Genomic DNA, 18,079 nt, shown 5'->3' with positions numbered 1-18,079 from the left:
GATATGACCCGCAAGGTTGTGAATAAGGAAACAGATTTGTCAGTAAACTTCCCTTTTTAGAAGCCTAAACTGCCTGCATAATACGGCGGTTTTCTCTCCCTCATTTTGTTCAGGATGAATCATGCTTAACCCCTCTCCATATGGTTGGATATCGCAGTACTTTATTGGTTTCTTCTTTGCGTATGGCGTCTATTTGCCATTTTGGGCGCTGTGGTTTGAAAACCAAGGCGTATCAGCAACCGATATCGGCGTATTAATCGGTATGGGCTTTGCTACGCGTTGCGTCGCTAATTTGGTGATTACGCCGCGTATCCATAAGGCCGAGCTTCTTCTACCAGCACTGCGTTGGTTAAGTTTGGCGGCGTTTTTATTTATTGGTTTTCACTTCTTTACGGGCGGCAGTTTCTGGCTGATGGCGTTAGCTACTGTGTTGTTTAACCTTTGCTGTGGCCCCGTGGTGCCGCTATCCGATGCGATGGCTAACTATTATGCGCGCTTAAAAATGCTCGATTATGGTCGCACCCGCTTATGGGGGTCGGTGGCTTTTATCGCTGGTTCTACCGTGGTTGGCGTACTTGTGGCACGTTATGGTTCTGACATGATCCTCTACACCGCCTTGGCTGGGGTATTTGTTTCGCTACTGATTAGCTTGCGCAATCCCAACCCAATGCCCGTGACGGTTGGTGATGCACATGCCGTCCGGCCGAAACTGACGCAGTTATTGCGTGAGTGGCCAGTGATAAAATTCTTGATTTTAGCGGCGCTGATCCAAGGCAGTCACGCGGCGTATTACAGTTTCAGTTCGATTCACTGGAAAGCGGCGGGGCATTCGGAAGAGCTGATTGGCTATTTATGGAGCCTTGGGGTTGCCGCTGAAGTTGCGGTATTTGCGCTCAGCAAACGCCTTTTTTCAGGCTGGTCACTACGCACATTATTTGTTGCCGCGTCGATTGGGGTTGTGGTGCGCTGGACCTTAATGGCGTCGACCACCGCGCTGCTTGCGCTAGGGACGATTCAACTGCTGCATGGGGTGACGTTTGCGATGGCGCATATAGCGGCGATTCAATACATTCAGCACGCACCGCAAAGCAAAATGGTGGCTATGCAAGCGCTGTATAACGCCATTCCACTTGGGGCATTTATTGCTTTGATGACCACCTTGAGTGGCTGGGGTTATGAACGCTGGGGCGCTAATGTATTTTGGGCGATGGCGGCAATGGGCATCTTGGCGCTGTTGATTAAAGTCGAACCCACATCATCCAATGAGTCAGGTACTGAGATAATGAAAGCGGCGCCTGAAGCACAGAATTAACCTTAACTGATTGAGATTAAAAATTATCCTTAGTTAAATGAAGCCTCTTCTTTGAAGAGGCTTTTTTGAACCGATAAGGATATCAAATGCAAGGATGGATCGTCGTTCCCGTTTCGCTCGCTTACTTAGGCGTGCTGTTTCTCGTCGCTTGGTATGGTGATAGACAAAGCCAATGGCTGGCGAAATGGCGACCGTGGATCTACAGCTTATCGATCGCGGTCTATTGCACCTCTTGGACTTTTTACGGCACTGTGGGTCAAGCGGCTAGCAACCCTTGGTCATTTCTGCCTATCTACATTGCGCCTATTTTAGTGTTTACCCTTGGCTGGCGTATGTTGGCGCGGCTGATTTTGATTGCGAAGCGCGAACATATTACCTCCATCGCCGATTTTATTGCTGCTCGCTACGGAAAATCGCAAGGATTAGCGGTAACCGTAACTTTGATTGCCGTGGTGGGCATTTTACCTTACATCGCCTTGCAACTGCGCGGCATCACTATGGGGCTTGAGATTGTCGCCCCCAACCTCGCTACGCAATTTGGTTATCAGAATTATCACGTCTCGTGGTTTGTGGTCGCGGCTTTAGCGCTATTTACCATGCTGTTTGGTACACGGCATATTGATAACACCGAGCACCACCGCGGCATGATGATGGCGATTGCATTTGAATCGATTGTTAAATTGGTCGCTTTTTTAACCGTGGGCGGTTTCATCATTTATCTGGCTTCAAGCCGTGAAACGGTTGATCTAAGTGCGATTGCTCAGCAGACGTATCAAGCGCCCAACTGGCCAACGCTGTTGATCCACACCGTATTAACCATGATGGCGATCATCTGCTTACCGCGTCAGTTTCATACCATGGTGGTAGAAAATGAACGCGCGCAAGATCTACACACGGCGCGCTGGTTATTTCCTCTTTACCTGACTTTAATGGGATTATTTGTTCTACCTATTGCATGGGTTGGGCAAAGTTTGTTAAGTGGCAGCCCCGCCGATACTTATGTGCTTAGCGTGCCTATGTCGGTGGGCGCAGAGCAGATAGCGCTACTGGCGTTTCTAGGTGGCACATCAGCGGCCAGCGGCATGGTGATTGTCTCGACCATTGCATTGGCGATCATGGTTTCTAATGATTTGGTGATGCCGCTTCTGCTGCGCCGAATGCGCTTAACTCAGCGCAACTACCGTCATTTATCTGGGTTGTTGCTCAACATCCGTCGCGGGTTGATTCTATTGCTGCTGCTTGGCGCTTGGGGTTTTTATCAGGCGCTGGATGCGATTGGTTCTTTATCGGCGATCGGTTTTCTCTCATTTGCGGCGATTACCCAATTTGCCCCTTCATTGATTGGTGGCATGTACTGGCGTGAAGGCAACCGCAAAGGCGTTTATGTTGGATTGGCGGTCGGTTTTACTGTGTGGCTAGTAACCTTAATGAGCCAAACCGACATGCTGGCGGGCGATGCACAAAGTAACGTTCTGTTATGGATGATCACCCCGCCGGATTGGTTGGTGCAGATGGGGCTGAAAAACTCAGATTGGGGCATGATGCTCAGTGTTGCGCTCAACACATTCTGCTACGTTATTGTCTCTATGGTGACTCGTCCGAGTTTGAGTGAGCGTTTACAATCGGCCTCTTTTGTCGGTACGCCGCTGCCTGAGAGTGAGAATCTCAGCTTGTATCAAAGCCGCGTGACAGTGGCTGAGCTTGAAATGTTGGCCGCCCGTTTTGTGGGGCGCACTCGCGTTCGCACTGCCTTTCGCCAATATTGGAGCCAGCAGAGAGAGACGTTACTACCTAACCAACAAGCGCCATCTACCTTAATCCGTCATACAGAAAGAGTGCTGGCGGGGGTGTTTGGTGCTTCTTCGGCCAAATTGGTGCTCACTTCTGCGCTGCAAGGACGCAACATGCAGCTTGAGGAAGTGGCGACCATTGTTGATGAAGCATCCGAACTGTACGACTTTAGTCGCGGCTTATTGCAAGGGGCCATTGAGCATATTGGTCAAGGAATTACCTTGGTCGATAAAAAGCTACGGCTGGTGGCGTGGAATCAACGCTATCTCGAACTGTTTGAGTTTCCCGCTGGGCTGATTCAAGTGGGGCGGCCGATTGCGGATGTGATACGGCACAACGCGCAACACGGATTATGCGGCCCTGGTGACCCTGAGGATCACGTGCGGCGGCGGGTGTATCACCTTGAGCAAGGAACCAGACACACCTCGGCGCGTATTCGCCCAGATGGACGAGTTATTGAAGTGCAAGGCAACCCGATGCCGGGCGGCGGATTTGTGATGAGCTTTAGCGACATCACCGTTTTTCGCGAGGCGGAGCAGGCATTAAAAGAGGCTAATGAAACCTTGGAAGAGCGCGTGCACCAACGAACCCTAGAGCTTGAAACCCTCAACAAACGCTTGGTGGCGGCAACTCAAAAATCAGACCAAGAATCGCAATCAAAATCGCGCTTTTTGGCCGCTGTCAGCCACGATTTAATGCAGCCGTTGAACGCTGCGCGCCTGTTTGCCTCTTCGCTCTCGGAAGTAGCCAAAGAGACGGAAGTGAAAACGTTGGCGGGTTATATAGAGAGTGCTCTGGGCGCGGCTGAAGATCTGATTGGTGATTTGCTGGATATTTCACGTTTAGAGTCCGGTAAGCTCGATGTGCATTCTCATAGCTTTGCCATTAATGATGTATTTTCGAATCTTAACGCTGAATTTAGCGCCTTAGCTAAGCAGCAAGGGATTGATTTTAAAGTGATCCCATCCTCGCTCTATGTGATGTCTGACCCTAAATTATTACGTCGCGTGGTACAAAACTTTCTCACTAACGCTTTTCGCTACAACCCTAAAGGTAAAGTGGTGCTGGGTGTACGCCGAGTGCGAGATCAGGTCAGGATTGATGTTTGGGATAATGGCATTGGTATCGAGCAAGATAAGCAGCAAGAAATCTTCGAAGAGTTTAACCGTGGTAGCCAAGTCCGTTCTGACCAAGGTTTGGGGCTCGGTTTAGCGATTTCAAAAGGCATTGCATATGTGCTGGGTCATGAAATTTCGATGCGCTCTTGGCATGGAAAAGGCAGCGTGTTTTCGCTCTCTTTGACGCGAGCTGAACCTGTCAAACAGGCTCCGACACTGGCGATAGAGCAAGGTATCCCATCTGATCTCAATCATCTGCGCGTACTGTGTGTGGACAACGAAGCTGATATTTTAGTCGGCATGAACGATCTGCTCGCAAGGTGGGGGTGTGATGTCAAAGTAGCAGCGGACTTACTGCAAAGCTTGAAAGCATTAGAAAACAATTGGTTGCCCGATGTCATTTTGTCGGATTACCGCTTAGATAATGGTCGCACTGGTTTGGAGGTGCTGCAGCAGTGCCGCCTACGGCTTGGAGATAGTTTTGAGGGGGTCATCATCAGCGCTGATCGCACTGAAGAGATGATGGACGCGATTAAATCCAATGGCTTTAGCTTTCTTCCCAAACCGATAAAACCACTCAAACTACGTGCGCTGTTAAATCGAACCAGTTGAGCGCGCAGCATAAAGCCGATGCGTTGACATCGGCTTTATGGTTATCACGCTTCACTGCGGAGCGAACATCGAGCATGACGCTCGTAGGTGAAGATTAATGGTCGTGAGCTTGACCCGCGCCTTTCGGGAAGCGGATAGATTCCACCATTTCTTGCACTTCGGTTGGAACTTCTGCGGTAAATTTATTCACCACAATCGATACCACGAAGTTCAAACACATACCTAGCGTACCAATACCTTCAGGACTGATACCAAACAACCAGTTATCTGGCGTGCTGGCTGCCGGGTTAATGAATTTGAAGTAGATGATGTAGGTTGCAGTAAAGATAATCCCTGCGACCATGCCCGCGATCGCGCCTTCTTTATTCATCTTCTTGTAGAAGATGCCCAAAATAATGGCCGGGAAGAAGGAGGCGGCTGCCAAGCCGAAGGCAAACGCTACCACCTGAGCCACAAAACCCGGTGGGTTAATGCCTAGGTAACCAGCACCCACAATCGCAATGATGGCGGCTAAGCGTGCGGCTAACAGCTCTTGTTTATCGGTCATGTTTGGTTTGAAGCCTTTCTTCAATAAGTCGTGAGAAATTGACGTCGAGATAACCAATAAAAGACCTGCAGCTGTCGAAAGCGCAGCAGCTAAACCCCCAGCTGCGAGCAAGCCAACCACCCAGTTTGGCAGTTTTGCCAGTTCAGGAGACGCCAATACGATGATGTCACGGTTAATGTTCATCTCGTTGCGCTCATCGCCAGAGTAGAACATACGACCGTCGTTGTTCTTATCTTTCCAGCTTACAAGGCCAGTATTCTCCCAGTTCTTAAACCAAGTAGGCGCGTCTGTTGCGGGTACGCCTTGCATGTCTGGGCCATTAATGGTCTCAATCATGTTCACGCGAGCAAAAGCAGCAACACCTGGCGCTGTGGTATATAGCAAAGAGATGAACAGCAATGCCCAACCTGCTGAGATACGCGCATCACGCACTTTAGGCACAGTGAAGAAGCGAATAATGACGTGAGGAAGACCAGCAGTACCCACCATCAAGGCTGCGCAGATAAAGAACACGTCAACCGTGCTCTTGTTGCCTTCGGTATAAGCGGTGAAGCCGAGCTCTTGAGTTAAGCCATCGAGTTTATCGAGTAGGTAAACATCGGTACCGGTAATGGTTGAGCCCATACCAATTTGTGGCAGAGGGTTACCTGTCATCATGATCGAGGTGAAAATGGCGGGAACAAGGAAGGCGAAAATGAGCACGCAGAACTGTGCAACTTGCGTATAAGTGATGCCTTTCATGCCACCGAGTACCGCATAGAAAAACACGATCCCCATACCGATGACGATACCAACGTTAATATCCACTTCGAGGAAACGAGAGAATACCACGCCGACGCCGCGCATTTGCCCCGCAACATAAGTAAACGAGATAAAGATGGCGCAAAATACCGCCACCATGCGCGCGGTTTTTGAGTAGTATCGCTCACCGATAAAATCTGGCACGGTGAACTGGCCAAATTTACGCAAATAAGGTGCAAGGCAAAGTGCCAATAACACATAGCCGCCTGTCCAGCCCATCAAGTACACGGTACCATCATAGCCAATGAACGAGATGATACCCGCCATTGAGATAAATGAAGCGGCTGACATCCAGTCCGCTGCGGTTGCCATGCCGTTGGCAACAGGGTGAACACCACCGCCAGCAACATAGAATTCACTGGTCGATCCTGCACGGGCCCAAATGGCAATGCCGATATAGAGTGCAAACGTAATACCGACCAGAATAAACGTCCAAGTTTGAATATCCATTTCGTAAACCTCTTAGTCTTCCTGCACGTTGTATTTCTTGTCGAGCGCATTCATGCGCACAACGTAAATAAAGATCAAGGCGACAAAGGTATAGATGGACCCTTGTTGTGCGAACCAGAACCCTAGTTTGAACCCGCCTAAATGAATCGTATTCAGTGCGTCGACGAAAAGAACGCCTGCACCATATGATACCAAGAACCACACTGCCAGCAGTGAGCCCATAATTCCCAAGTTTTCCTTCCAGTAGGCTTGAGCATGTTCGGTTGATTGGAACGCCATGACCTTCTCCTTCGGTTTGCATATCGTGGTGTTAATTTAATGTTACGAAATTAAGATAGCAGTGAAAGGGTGGTGGGTCTGTGCAACTTTAGTCGGGAGGTTGTTTTTTTTAATTCATTGTAACTAAATGAAATTCCTCAATTTAGAAGGCCTTTCTTATGTTGAGTAAATGTTAAATTAGCCAAAAGTATAAGATCATAAGCTCTTGATTGGAAAATCGCTCATGGCGAGTTAACGATTTTTTATGTGGTTGGTTATTCATGCCGCGATAAAAACGATCAATGTTTACATAAAGTTGTCTTAAAAACGGATTAAACTAAGGCACAATGGAACGCGTATTTATGTTGGTTATTCAATCAATAATAATTAAATCAATAAGGAAGGAATATGGATGCAATCGCTATCAATGGTTTTTTTCTCGTAGGTGCTTTGCTGATTGCATTAAGTGTGATGTTAAGTCCAGTCTCTTCTAAGTTAGGAATTCCTATTCTGCTCGTTTTTTTATTGGTGGGTATGTTGGCTGGGGAGGATGGCCCCGGTGGCATCTTATTTGATAATTATCCGATTGCTTATTTAGTCAGTAACTTAGCGCTTGCCATCATCCTATTAGATGGCGGCATGCGTACCCGTGTTGCCAGTTTTCGGATTGCCTTTTGGCCGTCAGTTTCGTTAGCGACGTTTGGGGTGGCGATCACCACCATTCTCACCGGCTTGATGGCGGCATGGCTGTTTAATTTGGAATTACTGCAAGGTATTTTGGTGGGAGCGATTGTTGGCTCAACTGATGCGGCGGCGGTTTTTTCCCTGCTTAAAGGGAGAAGCTTGAATGAGCGCGTCGGTTCAACGTTAGAGATTGAATCGGGCACTAACGATCCAATGGCGGTGTTTTTAACCGTGACATTAATTGCGGTACTGGGTAGCCAAGGCGATGATCTCAGCGCAGGATTCTTGCTGCTGAGTTTTATCCAGCAATTTGGCCTCGGGGCTTTATTTGGATTAGCCGGAGGTTGGCTGCTCTGGAAGCTGATTAATAGCAATCAACTTCCAGAAGGGCTCTACTCCATTTTGGCCATCAGTGGCGGTTTGATTATCTTTGCGCTGTCCAATTCACTCGGCGGCAGTGGTATTCTATCCATCTACTTGACGGGTTTATTGCTGGGCAATAAACCGACCCGTTGCCGCTATTCCATTTTGAACGTACTGGATGGGATGACGTGGCTTAGCCAAATTGGCATGTTCTTGGTGCTTGGGTTATTGGTCACACCTTCTGAATTGCTGACCATTGCGGTGCCGGGCTTTGCGCTCGCTTTTGGTATGATTTTGTTTGCGCGCCCCATTTCTGTATGGATTGGTTTATTGCCATTCAAAGCATTTACTGCGCGTGAAAAGTGGTTTATCTCTTGGGTTGGACTGCGCGGCGCTGTGCCCATTATTTTAGCGGTTTTCCCAATGATGGCCGGTTTACCGAATGCGCAGCTCTATTTCAACTTAGCCTTCTTCGTGGTGATGGTGTCGCTAGTGGTACAAGGGGGAACCTTGATGAAAGCGGCCGCTTTGGCTCGCGTTGAACTACCGCCCAAACCTGAGCCAATTTCACGTACCGGTGTTGAGATATACCCGTGCAGCGAATGGGAAATGTTGGTCTATAAACTCAAACAAGATAAATGGTGTATTGGTGAGCCATTACGCAATCTCTCTATGCCTGAAGGAACACGTATTACCGCCGTGTTTCGTGATGAACAACTGCTTCACCCATCGGGCAGCACCAAGTTGCAAGAGGGCGATGTCTTGTGCGTGTTAGCACAGGAGAAAGATCTCGAATCACTGAGCAACCTATTCAGTGAAGCGCCAGAAAAAGCCTCGTTAGAGCGCTTCTTTGGTGACTTCTTTTTGGATGTGGATGCAAAACTCGTTGACGTTGCTGCCTATTATGGTTTGACGATTGAGCACCTCAATCAAGAGATGACGCTCAACGATTTGCTGATCCAAGAGCTCGGAGCCACACAAGTACTGGGTGACCATTTTGAATGGCAAGGTCTGTATCTGGTGGTAGCGGACGTGGCCGATTGGCAAGCAACCAAAGTCGGTTTGCGATTACCTTTAGAAGAGACGTTAGATGAAGCGAGCGAGTAGCCGACTACTCGCCCAACTCATTGAGTAAAATTACTGCTTGAGTGCGGTTTTTAACCCCAAGTTTACGGAAAATAGCCGTCATGTGCGCTTTGATGGTCGCCTCAGAAACATTAAGCTCATAGGCGATTTGTTTGTTGAGTAGCCCATCAGAGAGCATGCCTAATACTTTGTATTGTTGCGGGGTTAAGGCGGCAATTTTCTTGGTTAAATCATTGCACGCTGCGTGATTGGCAATTAACCCTTCAGGGAAAAATGGGTCACCGGCTAGGACTTGATTGAGCGCCGAGATCAGCGCGCGCATGTCACTCGATTTAGGAATAAAACCAAAGGCACCGTGGCTTTTTACTTGCGCTACCACCGAAGGTTCTTCACTGGCTGAAATCACCACAATCGGTAAATCAGGGTATTCGGCTCGCAAGTGAATGAGCCCTGACATCCCATTTGCGCCTGGCATTTTGAGATCCAACAGCAGCAAATCCACATCGCTCTGTTTGGTTAATAAGGCTAACAGGGCATCTAGCGAATCCGCTTCCAATAAATTGGCACCGCTTATCGCCATATGCACCGATTGAAATAGCGCATTGCGAAACAGAGGGTGGTCGTCAGCAATGATGATGGTGTAGGTCGAATCCATGACGTTTTACACTTTTAGCAATGTCGTTAAATCGATTATTGACCGCGATCTCTCACTGAACAATCTTTATACGCTAAAAGTCTGAACTGTATCCACTTTTTGTCTGATACTGAGTAGTGACTGAGCCTGATCTGAGAGTGGTGCATGCCAAGCGGTTCGAGAAGAAGTGATGGCGTTCACGCGCTATTATTACCGACGGTTGCAATGGCTTGCTCAAACAGTCGGCAATAATCGGTAAACCTTAAAGCTGGTGGGCGGTGAGGTGCGCTAAAAAGCGATCGGCTGGCATAAAACCGCTGATACGTGCGTTTGAAACGCGTTCACCTTGCGCATTCCAAAAATCAATCGTCGGTAACCCTAGCACGTTCATCGCCTTGAGTAGCTCAATATCTTGTGGCTGATTTTTGGTGACGTCCGCTTGCAATAGCACAAAGTTTTGCAGTTTCTGCGCGACCTCTTGCTGATGGAAAGTGTACTTTTCAAACTCTTTACACGCCACGCACCAGTCGGCGTAGAAATCGAGCATGACGGGTTTACCTGCTAATTTGGCTTGGCTCAACTGCAAGTTGAGCTCAGCAATATTATTAACCCGAATGAACTCGACATGGCTACGGCTTGCTAGGTTGGTTTGTTCTGGCTTAAACCACACATCCAACGCAGGTTGCGCTGAAGCAAACAGACCCAATACCGCAATAATGCCAACCATGCTCTGTTTCCAGCCACCAAACGGCAAGCTGTTTTTACAATGATAGAGCCAACCAAACGCGACGATCCCAAGCGCGGACCAGAGCGCCGTTGACCACACTGGTGGCAATAAGCGTTCAAGTAAGAAGATCGGCGCAGCCAGTAAAATAAAGCCAAATAGTGTTTTGACTCTCTCCATCCAGCCACCGGCTTTAGGGAGTAGTTTGTTACCAAACACGGCGACCAAAATCAGCGGAATCCCCATACCCATGGCTAAGGCATACAGTGCAATCGCCCCCGTGAATAGGTCGCCACTTTGCGCGACATACAGCAGCGCGCCAGAAAGAGGCGCGGTGGTGCACGGTGAGCAAACCAAACCGGAAATCGCGCCCATGGCAAACACGCCAAGACTGTTCCCGCCTTGCTGCTTATTACTCAGGCTGTTTAGCCACGTCTGCACTTTGCTTGGCAGTTGCAAGGTATAAACGCCAAACATCGACAGGGCAAGTAGCACAAATAGGGTACTGAGGCCAATCAGTACATAAGGGTGCTGCATCGCGGCTTGAAATTGTAACCCAGCCGAAGCGACGACTAGGCCAAGCACGGTATAAGTGAGCGCCATACCTTGCACGTAAATAAACGATAAAATCAACGCGCGCCGTGGTGAAAGTTGGCCACGGCCAAGCACGATACTGGTGAGGATCGGGTACATAGGGAGTACACAAGGGGTAAAGGCTAGGCCAACGCCAAGTGCTAAAAAGAGTAGCGGTGTCCACCAAGAATCGGCGAGGCGGTTTGCTAGCCCGTCTTGTTCAGCCACGGGCGCTTTTGGCGAATCTGTTTCGCTTTTCGCCATATTGGCCGCCGTGTTGTTGTCAGAGCGAGTATCGCTTGCCACAGCTTGAAGGTCGATAATTCGCGTTTCTGGTGGATAGCAAAAGCCCGCTTTTGCACACCCTTGGTACTGGATAATTAATTTGGCGTTCGCTGCTGCACTGAGGAGCGGTACGTCGACAAACAGTGGCTCAGTATAAATCTTCACATCACCAAAAAATTCATCGTGATATGGCTGACCATCAAGCATCTCGATTTCACCAAGCTGTGCATTTTCGGCGCTGATACTGATCCGATCTTGGTAGAGGTAATAGCCCTGCTTGACCTGCCAATCTAAGAAGACCTGCTTACCTTGCTGCTCGGCATGAAAAGGAAACGCTTGGTCAACTGGGACAAATTGATTGTCGGCTGAGGCCAAAGCGAGGTTGTTACCACTATTGAATGGATTGTCATTGCCGAAGATCGCCAACGCAGGTTGGGAAAGTGTCAGCAGAGCTAGCAGTACAAAGGAAAAGAGTAGGCGCATACAAAAATCGAGTCTTCATTAGGTGAGTGTCATCTTAACCCAATCAGACCGCTTTTCGGCGCAATAAGTTTCACAGTGATGGAAAAATCGTCGTTGATGAGGCAGTGAAGCGAGAAAAGCCAAGTGAGGTTGTGGAGCTCACTTGGCTGGGCGATGGGGGTTAAGCGACACCTAGGCGAGTTTTCACCACCGCTTCACACGCTTCAATATTATTGATGTCTTTGGGAATAATAAGCACAGTGTCATTACCACCGACCGTTCCTAAAATCTCAGTGTGGGGATCAATATCAACCAATCGCGCGACCAATTGAGCACTTCCAGGATGAGTTTTTACCACCACAGTGGATTGATTGTGAGTGATAAACTCAATTTGTGAGGCGATAGATGACTCAACACGCACTGGCGCGGTTTCGACCGTAATGCAGTACACTTTTTTGCCGCACGCATTTTGCACTTTCACCACACCAAGTTGGGAAAGCAAGCGTGACACAGTGGATTGGCTAATGCCTTCGTAGCCGAGCTCTATTAGCCTGAGTCGTAGCTCATTTTGGTTAGCAAAACTTTGTTGTTGTAGGATTTTTTTACAAGCGGAAGCTAACGTTTTGTCATCGGTTTGCATTGCGCCGTGGGGGATTTTTCTGTTCACGGGCGGTTCCTTTTATACACGCTACTGCGTCTGGGGTATCGGTGATCCTTACCATGCCAGCACACTCCCAAAGCCATAGAGTGTGAGTTCACGTTATGTTTAACGCCAATGGCGCAACGGTTGAGCATTGCTCTTTTCCCCTCTATAAGTGGTGGGGGATTATTATTGATGCCTGTAGCTTAACATTAATCAATGTGTCGCTTTTTGCGGGGGATCACCAAATAATAAACTAGATTACCGATTGATTTTTGGCGTTTTATGTTGATTTGATGGAATAATATGCACGGAAATATGCAAAATTCGTAAGTTGGTCCAGCGCCGAGTTAGGACGCTGGAGGCTGGCAGGGCTGTAAACGCGATGGATGCGCGCTTAGTGCTGTTTTAGCAACGTTCAGTCATGATTTCGCGCGAGAATACTTTCTCACAATAGTGGCATTTGAGATGCACATTCTCTTGTTTGAGCTGCACTTTAAAGCGGCTCTCGACAGGCTCGCCATGAGAGATGCAGTTGCTGTTTGGGCAACGAAATACGCTGTCAATTCGCTCTGGCAAAGTGAGGGTCAGTTTGTTGACCACTTTATACTCTTCAATTTGATTGACGGTGGCTTTCGGGGCATACAGTGCTAATTGGTTCGCTTGCTCTTTGGTGAGATAAAGGTTTTCTATTTTAATCAGATCTTTATTACCTAACGCAGAAGAGGGTAGGTTTAGGCCAATCGTCACACGTTGATTGGTTTCATTTAACTTAAACAAAGAGAGAATTTTGATCCCAAGGTTGGCAGGGATATGGTCAATCACGCTACCGTTACGAATCGCTTCAACTTGCAATTGAGTCTCTTTTACCATGATGTTATCTCCTACTTATAAGGTTGGGTTAAGAACAAGGGCTAATAAAGCTTCACGCGCATAAACGCCGTTTTCGGCTTGTTGGAAATAGTAGGCGTAAGGTGTTTTATCGACATCGGTGGTGATTTCATCGACCCGAGGCAGTGGGTGCAGCACTTTTAAATTGTGGCGCGCTTCTTTTAATGTTTCTGCGGTTAAGATGTAAGCCGATTTCATATGTGCGTATTCGGATGCATCAAAGCGCTCTTTTTGTACGCGCGTCATGTACAGCACATCCAGTTCAGGCACGACCTCTTCAATGCTGGCGTGCAAACTAAACGCAATGCCAGCCTCTGAGAGCTCTTCGCAAATGTAATCCGGCATCGCCAGCACTTCTGGGGCGATAAAAAAGAAACGTACATTGTTGAATTTCGATAAGGCTTGGGTGAGCGAATGGACGGTGCGGCCATATTTTAAGTCGCCGACGAACGCGACGTTAAGGTTATCGAGCCTGCCTTGCGTTTCATAAATGGAAAACAGATCGAGCAAGGTTTGGGTTGGATGTTGGTTAGCACCATCGCCACCGTTGACTACGGGAACGCCGTTGGAAAACTCAGAGGCTAAACGTGCAGCGCCTTCTTGTGGGTGGCGCATAACAAACGCATCTACATAAGAGGAAATAACTTGCACCGAGTCAGCTAAGGTTTCCCCTTTCTTGGCAAGTGACGTATTGCCGCCATTATCAAAACCAATCACTGTGCCGCCTAGGCGCTGCACTGCCGTTTCAAACGACAAACGGGTACGTGTAGAAGGTTCAAAGAAGCAGCTTGCTACTACTTTATTTTTGAGAAGTTCAGGGTTTGGTTCCGCTTTAAGCCTTGTTGCAGTTTCAACAATCAGCTCCAGTTCCGCACGGCTCAGTTCTGGAATGGAAATGATGTGCTTGTTAAATAACGAATGCGCCATAACGTGTCTTCCCTCTGTATGGTTCGCTTTGGCTACTAGCCTTTGCGAAATTTTGCTTAAAAAAAAGCCCCCTAAAATAGGAGGCTTCAATAACGTTCAGAATAGAAAAACAAAACGACTAACTCGACTGGCGCCGGGTGTAATGGATGGCGTTGATGGGGAGTGCTGCGGTTCATTTTCTGCTCCGTTTAGACAAATTGCGAAGGATTATACGGACAAAAAACACGCTGGCAATACTCTTTGGAAAATATCCATAAAATGGATTTTTATGCGAAATTGGCTTGATTTCGATGTTATTTGCTACACGTTTACAGCTAAAGCATAAGCGCGATTTGTGAGTGTTATTGACTGAAAAAAAATGCGAGCTTTATTCAAGCTCGCATCGATTCAACATCAAAGAGATGAAGTAGACGATTCATCGCCTACATTCATTATCTACTATTCGTTACCTAAGTTAGCTACCCTAAGTTAGTTACCTAAGGTGGCCACCATCACGGCCTTGATGGTGTGCATGCGGTTTTCAGCTTCATCGAACACGATGGAATGCTCAGATTCAATCACTTCATCGGTCACTTCAACACCTTTGGCAAGCACTGGGTAGTTTTTCGCAAGCTCTTTGCCAACGGTGGTATCTTCGCCGTGGAAAGCAGGCAAGCAGTGCATGAATTTCACATGTGGGTTACCAGTGGCTTTTAACATCGCCATATTCACTTGGTAAGGCAGCATCAATTCAATGCGCTCTGCCCATGCTTCTTTCGCTTCGCCCATCGATACCCAAACATCGGTGTAGAGGAAATCACAGCCTTGAACGCCTTCTTGAACATCATCTGTGAGCGTAATTTTCGCGCCTGTTTGCTTTGCAATAGCGCGACATTCCGCGACTAATTCTTCGGTTGGCCAGAACGCTTTGGGTGCAACAAGGCGAATGTCCATGCCCATTTTCGCAGCGCCCACCATCAAGGAGTTACCCATGTTGTTGCGTGCATCACCGAGGTAGGCAAATTTCATTTCATGGAGGCGTTTGCCACGGCCATGTTCGATCATGGTAAGGAAATCAGCCAAAATTTGTGTTGGGTGGAATTCGTCAGTTAAGCCGTTCCATACTGGTACGCCAGCGTAGGCACCAAGCTCTTCAACGATCTCTTGACCAAAGCCGCGATATTCGATGCCGTCATACATGCGGCCTAAGACGCGCGCGGTATCTTTCATCGACTCTTTGTGGCCAATTTGTGAACCTGATGGGCCTAAGTAGGAGACTTGAGCACCTTGGTCAAACGCTGCTACTTCGAATGCACAGCGAGTGCGCGTTGAGGTTTTTTCAAAGATAAGTGCAATGTTTTTGCCTTTGAGACGAGGCTGTTCATAACCGTTGTATTTGGCTTTTTTCAGCTCAAGTGATAGATCCAATAGGTGCTGGATTTCGCGTGGAGTGAAATCAAGAAGTTTTAGAAAGTTACGATTGCGTAAGTTAAAAGCCATGATCTTTTCCTCATTTGCAACGCTTGCTTCTGATGAAAGGGTGGAAGAAAGCGTTAATATTTGTTTAAAGTTAAAAACAGTTGTTTAAAGTTAAAAACAGATTCGGTTTATAAAATAGATTTTAAAAACAATGTTTTAGTCACGCGTAATATTGGTACCTGCTGTGCCTTCTAAGATGCGTAGGCCATCTTCTAACGCACCGATCCCAACGACTTTCCCGCCTTGTTGAATGAATTCGCACGAGGCTTCAATTTTGGGCCCCATAGAACCGGCATCAAATTGATAGTTGGCAAGCTCGCTTGGCGTTGTGCTGCGCAGCGCATGTTGGGTTGGTTTACCCCAATCAAGGTAAACGGCGTCAGCATCGGTCAAAATTAGCAGCGCGTCGGCGTTCAATTGTTTGGCAAGAAAGGCAGCAGACATGTCTTTGTCGATCACTGCTTCTACACCGACTAATTTGCCGTTTTCACGTTTGACTGGAATACCGCCACCACCGGTGCAAATCACTAAATGACCAGCACTGATAAGCTGGGAAATCGCATCATGTTCGACGATGCCTATCGGTTGAGGGCTCGGAACCACACGGCGGAAGTATTGGCCGTCAGGCTTGACTGTCCAGTGGTATTTCTCAGCCAATTCACGCGCTTCTGCTTCTTGATAAACTGGGCCAATCGGTTTGGTTGGGTTGGCAAAGGCAGGGTCTTTCGGGTCGACCATCATTTGGGTCAACATGCACGAAATGTTGCGTTCAGGCAGCATGTTTTTGAACTCTTGCATCAACATGTAGCCAATCATCCCTTGAGTTTCACTGCCCAATACGTCGAGTGGGTACGGCGCTACTTTTTTGTATTCGAGACCTTGTAGTGCCAGCAGGCCAACTTGAGGGCCATTGCCATGCACCAGCACCACGTTATAGTGTTTGGCTATTTCGGAAATGGTTTTGACTGCAATTTCAATGTTGCGACGTTGAACATCTGCTTCTAATGGCTGACCACGACGAAGTAGCGCGTTTCCACCTAATGCAACAACAACAGTTTGTTTGCTCATAATTCTATCTCTTCTAAGGTGGGTTGAGGCGTGCAGAGGAAATTTGCCTCAACCCATTTGATTAACCTAAGGGCTAGATACCGTCACGCTCAATTGGGCAGCTCATGCAGCGTGCACCGCCACGGCCACGGCCCAATTCGTCACCAGGAATAGACAGAACAGTGATGCCTGCTTTATCGTATTTTTCATTGGTATAGGTGTTGCCTTCATAGCCAATCACTACGCCAGGTTTGACGGTTAGGACATTGTTTGCATCGTTCCACTGTTCACGTTCTGCGTTGAAGTTGTCACCGCCCGTTGTGATTAGGTTGAGTTTATCGACGCCAAGTGCTTTTTCGATGGCGGTCACGAAGTAACCTTCTTCTTTGACGTTCACGGCACCAGACTCATCGCCTGTGAGGCTCCAGCATTTCACATCTTTGCGTACCACTTCTGGGTAAACAGAGAAGGTGTCTTCACGCATGTGTGTCATGACGGTATCTAAGTGCATGCAAGAGCGGTGTTTTGGTAGTTCCATCGCAATGATTTGCTTCGCTTGGCCATGTTTAAATAGGCCCGCAGCTAAGTGTTCAACACCTTGCGCTGTGGTGCGCTCAGACATACCAATCAGTACTGCACCTTTGCCAATCACAAGAACGTCGCCACCTTCAATGGTTGAATTATCGTAATTAATGCTCTCGTCATCACCGAAGTATTTAATGAAGTCTTGGCCCGCAAAGCTTGGATGCCAGCGGTAAATCGCACGCACATGGTTGGTTTCACGTTGACGTGCAGGTTTTGCCATCGGGTTGATTGACACTCCACCGTATACCCAGCAAGACGTATCGCGAGTAAAGAGATGGTTTGGTAGTGGTTCAATGATGAAATCGGTTGGTGCATGCAAGCCTTGCATCATTGAAGAGGATTTCATTGGCATTTCAGCGTAAGACAAACCACCTGTCAGGATTTTTGCCAATTCAAGGTTTGGCAGATCGCTGAGGTAGCAGCGCACGTCATTCGCAAATGTTTTGCCAAGGCGGTAATCCGATACTTGTTGAGTAAGCAGCCACTCTTTTGCGACGGGAACCGCTAGCGTGTCGGCTAATAGATCGGTCAGCAGTAAAACTTCAACACCTTGGTCACGTAGCGTTTGTGTGAACGCATCATGCTCTTTCCCCGCACGCTCTACGGCCAATACATCATCAAACAAAAGGTCGTGACAGTTGGATGGTGTTAAGTGAGTGAGTGAGCGTCTTGGGCGGTGAACAAGAACTCGACGTAATTGACCAATTTCAGAACCAACATATAACTTACTCATAATAGTATCTCTCTTAATTTATATGCATTTATGCCGTTATATTTTTGACATTAAATTCAACTTGCTCTGGATAAATACATAATTATTTCTGTAGGGAA

13 protein-coding genes are annotated in these 18,079 nt (G+C 47.8%); 3 read left to right on the top strand and 10 right to left on the bottom strand.

Annotation, left to right across the window (positions count from 1 at the left end; genetic code table 11):
* Positions 1–121: 121 nt before the first annotated feature.
* Together AACQ75_RS14250 and AACQ75_RS14245 are read left to right on the top strand one after the other, a co-directional pair.
* Complete coding sequence (locus AACQ75_RS14250) at positions 122–1,312, top strand: 3-phenylpropionate MFS transporter (RefSeq protein ID WP_170888868.1); 1,191 nt, start codon at positions 122–124, stop codon at positions 1,310–1,312.
* An 86-nt stretch (positions 1,313–1,398) separates the two neighbouring features.
* Positions 1,399–4,833, top strand: a complete 3,435-nt coding sequence (locus AACQ75_RS14245; protein WP_170888867.1) for a PAS domain-containing hybrid sensor histidine kinase/response regulator — start codon at positions 1,399–1,401, stop codon at positions 4,831–4,833.
* A 94-nt stretch (positions 4,834–4,927) separates the two neighbouring features.
* Here the strand turns inward: AACQ75_RS14245 and AACQ75_RS14240 are convergent, their stop codons facing one another.
* Together AACQ75_RS14240 and AACQ75_RS14235 are read right to left on the bottom strand one after the other, a co-directional pair.
* Complete coding sequence (locus AACQ75_RS14240) at positions 4,928–6,631, bottom strand: sodium:solute symporter family protein (RefSeq protein ID WP_013855817.1); 1,704 nt, start codon at positions 6,629–6,631, stop codon at positions 4,928–4,930.
* A gap of 12 nt (positions 6,632–6,643) precedes the next feature.
* On the bottom strand, positions 6,644–6,910 hold the full coding sequence (locus AACQ75_RS14235; protein ID WP_013855818.1) for a DUF4212 domain-containing protein: 267 nt from the start codon (positions 6,908–6,910) through the stop codon (positions 6,644–6,646).
* A gap of 387 nt (positions 6,911–7,297) precedes the next feature.
* Here AACQ75_RS14235 and AACQ75_RS14230 point away from each other — a divergent pair, with 387 nt between their 5' ends.
* Complete coding sequence (locus AACQ75_RS14230; protein WP_170888866.1) at positions 7,298–9,043, top strand: potassium/proton antiporter; 1,746 nt, start codon at positions 7,298–7,300, stop codon at positions 9,041–9,043.
* 4 nt (positions 9,044–9,047) lie between these two features.
* Here AACQ75_RS14230 and AACQ75_RS14225 read toward each other — a convergent pair whose 3' ends face one another.
* The 8 genes from AACQ75_RS14225 to arcA all read right to left on the bottom strand — a co-directional run bounded on the left by AACQ75_RS14225 (position 9,048) and on the right by arcA (position 17,981).
* On the bottom strand, positions 9,048–9,677 hold the full coding sequence (locus AACQ75_RS14225; RefSeq protein WP_013855820.1) for a response regulator transcription factor: 630 nt from the start codon (positions 9,675–9,677) through the stop codon (positions 9,048–9,050).
* A 241-nt stretch (positions 9,678–9,918) separates the two neighbouring features.
* Positions 9,919–11,721, bottom strand: coding sequence for a protein-disulfide reductase DsbD (locus tag AACQ75_RS14220; RefSeq protein WP_170888865.1), 1,803 nt, complete (start codon positions 11,719–11,721; stop codon positions 9,919–9,921).
* Between the two features lie 160 nt (positions 11,722–11,881).
* Positions 11,882–12,340: an arginine repressor gene (locus AACQ75_RS14215; protein WP_088718009.1), complete on the bottom strand. Its 459-nt coding sequence runs from the start codon at positions 12,338–12,340 to the stop codon at positions 11,882–11,884.
* Positions 12,341–12,748: 408 nt separating this feature from the next.
* On the bottom strand, positions 12,749–13,213 hold the full coding sequence (gene pyrI / locus AACQ75_RS14210; RefSeq protein ID WP_017042201.1) for an aspartate carbamoyltransferase regulatory subunit: 465 nt from the start codon (positions 13,211–13,213) through the stop codon (positions 12,749–12,751).
* A gap of 15 nt (positions 13,214–13,228) precedes the next feature.
* The gene (gene pyrB / locus AACQ75_RS14205; protein ID WP_017042200.1) at positions 13,229–14,158 is read right to left on the bottom strand and encodes an aspartate carbamoyltransferase; all 930 of its coding nucleotides are present in this window, start codon (positions 14,156–14,158) and stop codon (positions 13,229–13,231) included.
* 468 nt (positions 14,159–14,626) lie between these two features.
* Positions 14,627–15,637, bottom strand: a complete 1,011-nt coding sequence (locus AACQ75_RS14200) for an ornithine carbamoyltransferase (protein ID WP_088732918.1) — start codon at positions 15,635–15,637, stop codon at positions 14,627–14,629.
* A gap of 135 nt (positions 15,638–15,772) precedes the next feature.
* Positions 15,773–16,684 carry a carbamate kinase gene (arcC, locus tag AACQ75_RS14195; RefSeq protein ID WP_013855827.1) on the bottom strand — a complete coding sequence of 304 codons (912 nt, stop codon included), beginning with the start codon at positions 16,682–16,684 and terminating at the stop codon, positions 15,773–15,775.
* A 73-nt stretch (positions 16,685–16,757) separates the two neighbouring features.
* Entirely contained in the window at positions 16,758–17,981 is a 1,224-nt protein-coding gene (gene arcA, locus AACQ75_RS14190) for an arginine deiminase (protein ID WP_017046788.1), read from the bottom strand.
* Positions 17,982–18,079: the final 98 nt, after the last annotated feature.

It is taken from the genome of Vibrio sp. B1-2, from assembly GCF_963888445.1.
GTDB classification, from domain to species: domain Bacteria; phylum Pseudomonadota; class Gammaproteobacteria; order Enterobacterales; family Vibrionaceae; genus Vibrio; species Vibrio anguillarum.
The sequence above is the reverse complement of the archived record's forward strand: the minus strand, read 5'-3'. Positions and strand labels throughout refer to the sequence as shown.

Excerpts from the sequence above, each read along its gene's own strand:
- AACQ75_RS14225 (WP_013855820.1), bottom strand. The coding sequence starts at position 9,677 with ATGGATTCGACCTACACCATCATCATTGCTGACGACCACCCTCTGTTT.
- pyrI (WP_017042201.1), bottom strand. The coding sequence starts at position 13,213 with ATGGTAAAAGAGACTCAATTGCAAGTTGAAGCGATTCGTAACGGTAGC.
- AACQ75_RS14250 (WP_170888868.1), top strand. The coding sequence starts at position 122 with ATGCTTAACCCCTCTCCATATGGTTGGATATCGCAGTACTTTATTGGT.
- AACQ75_RS14235 (WP_013855818.1), bottom strand. The coding sequence starts at position 6,910 with ATGGCGTTCCAATCAACCGAACATGCTCAAGCCTACTGGAAGGAAAAC.
- AACQ75_RS14240 (WP_013855817.1), bottom strand. The coding sequence starts at position 6,631 with ATGGATATTCAAACTTGGACGTTTATTCTGGTCGGTATTACGTTTGCA.
- AACQ75_RS14215 (WP_088718009.1), bottom strand. The coding sequence starts at position 12,340 with ATGCAAACCGATGACAAAACGTTAGCTTCCGCTTGTAAAAAAATCCTA.
- arcC (WP_013855827.1), bottom strand. The coding sequence starts at position 16,684 with ATGAGCAAACAAACTGTTGTTGTTGCATTAGGTGGAAACGCGCTACTT.
- AACQ75_RS14230 (WP_170888866.1), top strand. The coding sequence starts at position 7,298 with ATGGATGCAATCGCTATCAATGGTTTTTTTCTCGTAGGTGCTTTGCTG.
- pyrB (WP_017042200.1), bottom strand. The coding sequence starts at position 14,158 with ATGGCGCATTCGTTATTTAACAAGCACATCATTTCCATTCCAGAACTG.
- AACQ75_RS14245 (WP_170888867.1), top strand. The coding sequence starts at position 1,399 with ATGCAAGGATGGATCGTCGTTCCCGTTTCGCTCGCTTACTTAGGCGTG.
- arcA (WP_017046788.1), bottom strand. The coding sequence starts at position 17,981 with ATGAGTAAGTTATATGTTGGTTCTGAAATTGGTCAATTACGTCGAGTT.
- AACQ75_RS14200 (WP_088732918.1), bottom strand. The coding sequence starts at position 15,637 with ATGGCTTTTAACTTACGCAATCGTAACTTTCTAAAACTTCTTGATTTC.
- AACQ75_RS14220 (WP_170888865.1), bottom strand. The coding sequence starts at position 11,721 with ATGCGCCTACTCTTTTCCTTTGTACTGCTAGCTCTGCTGACACTTTCC.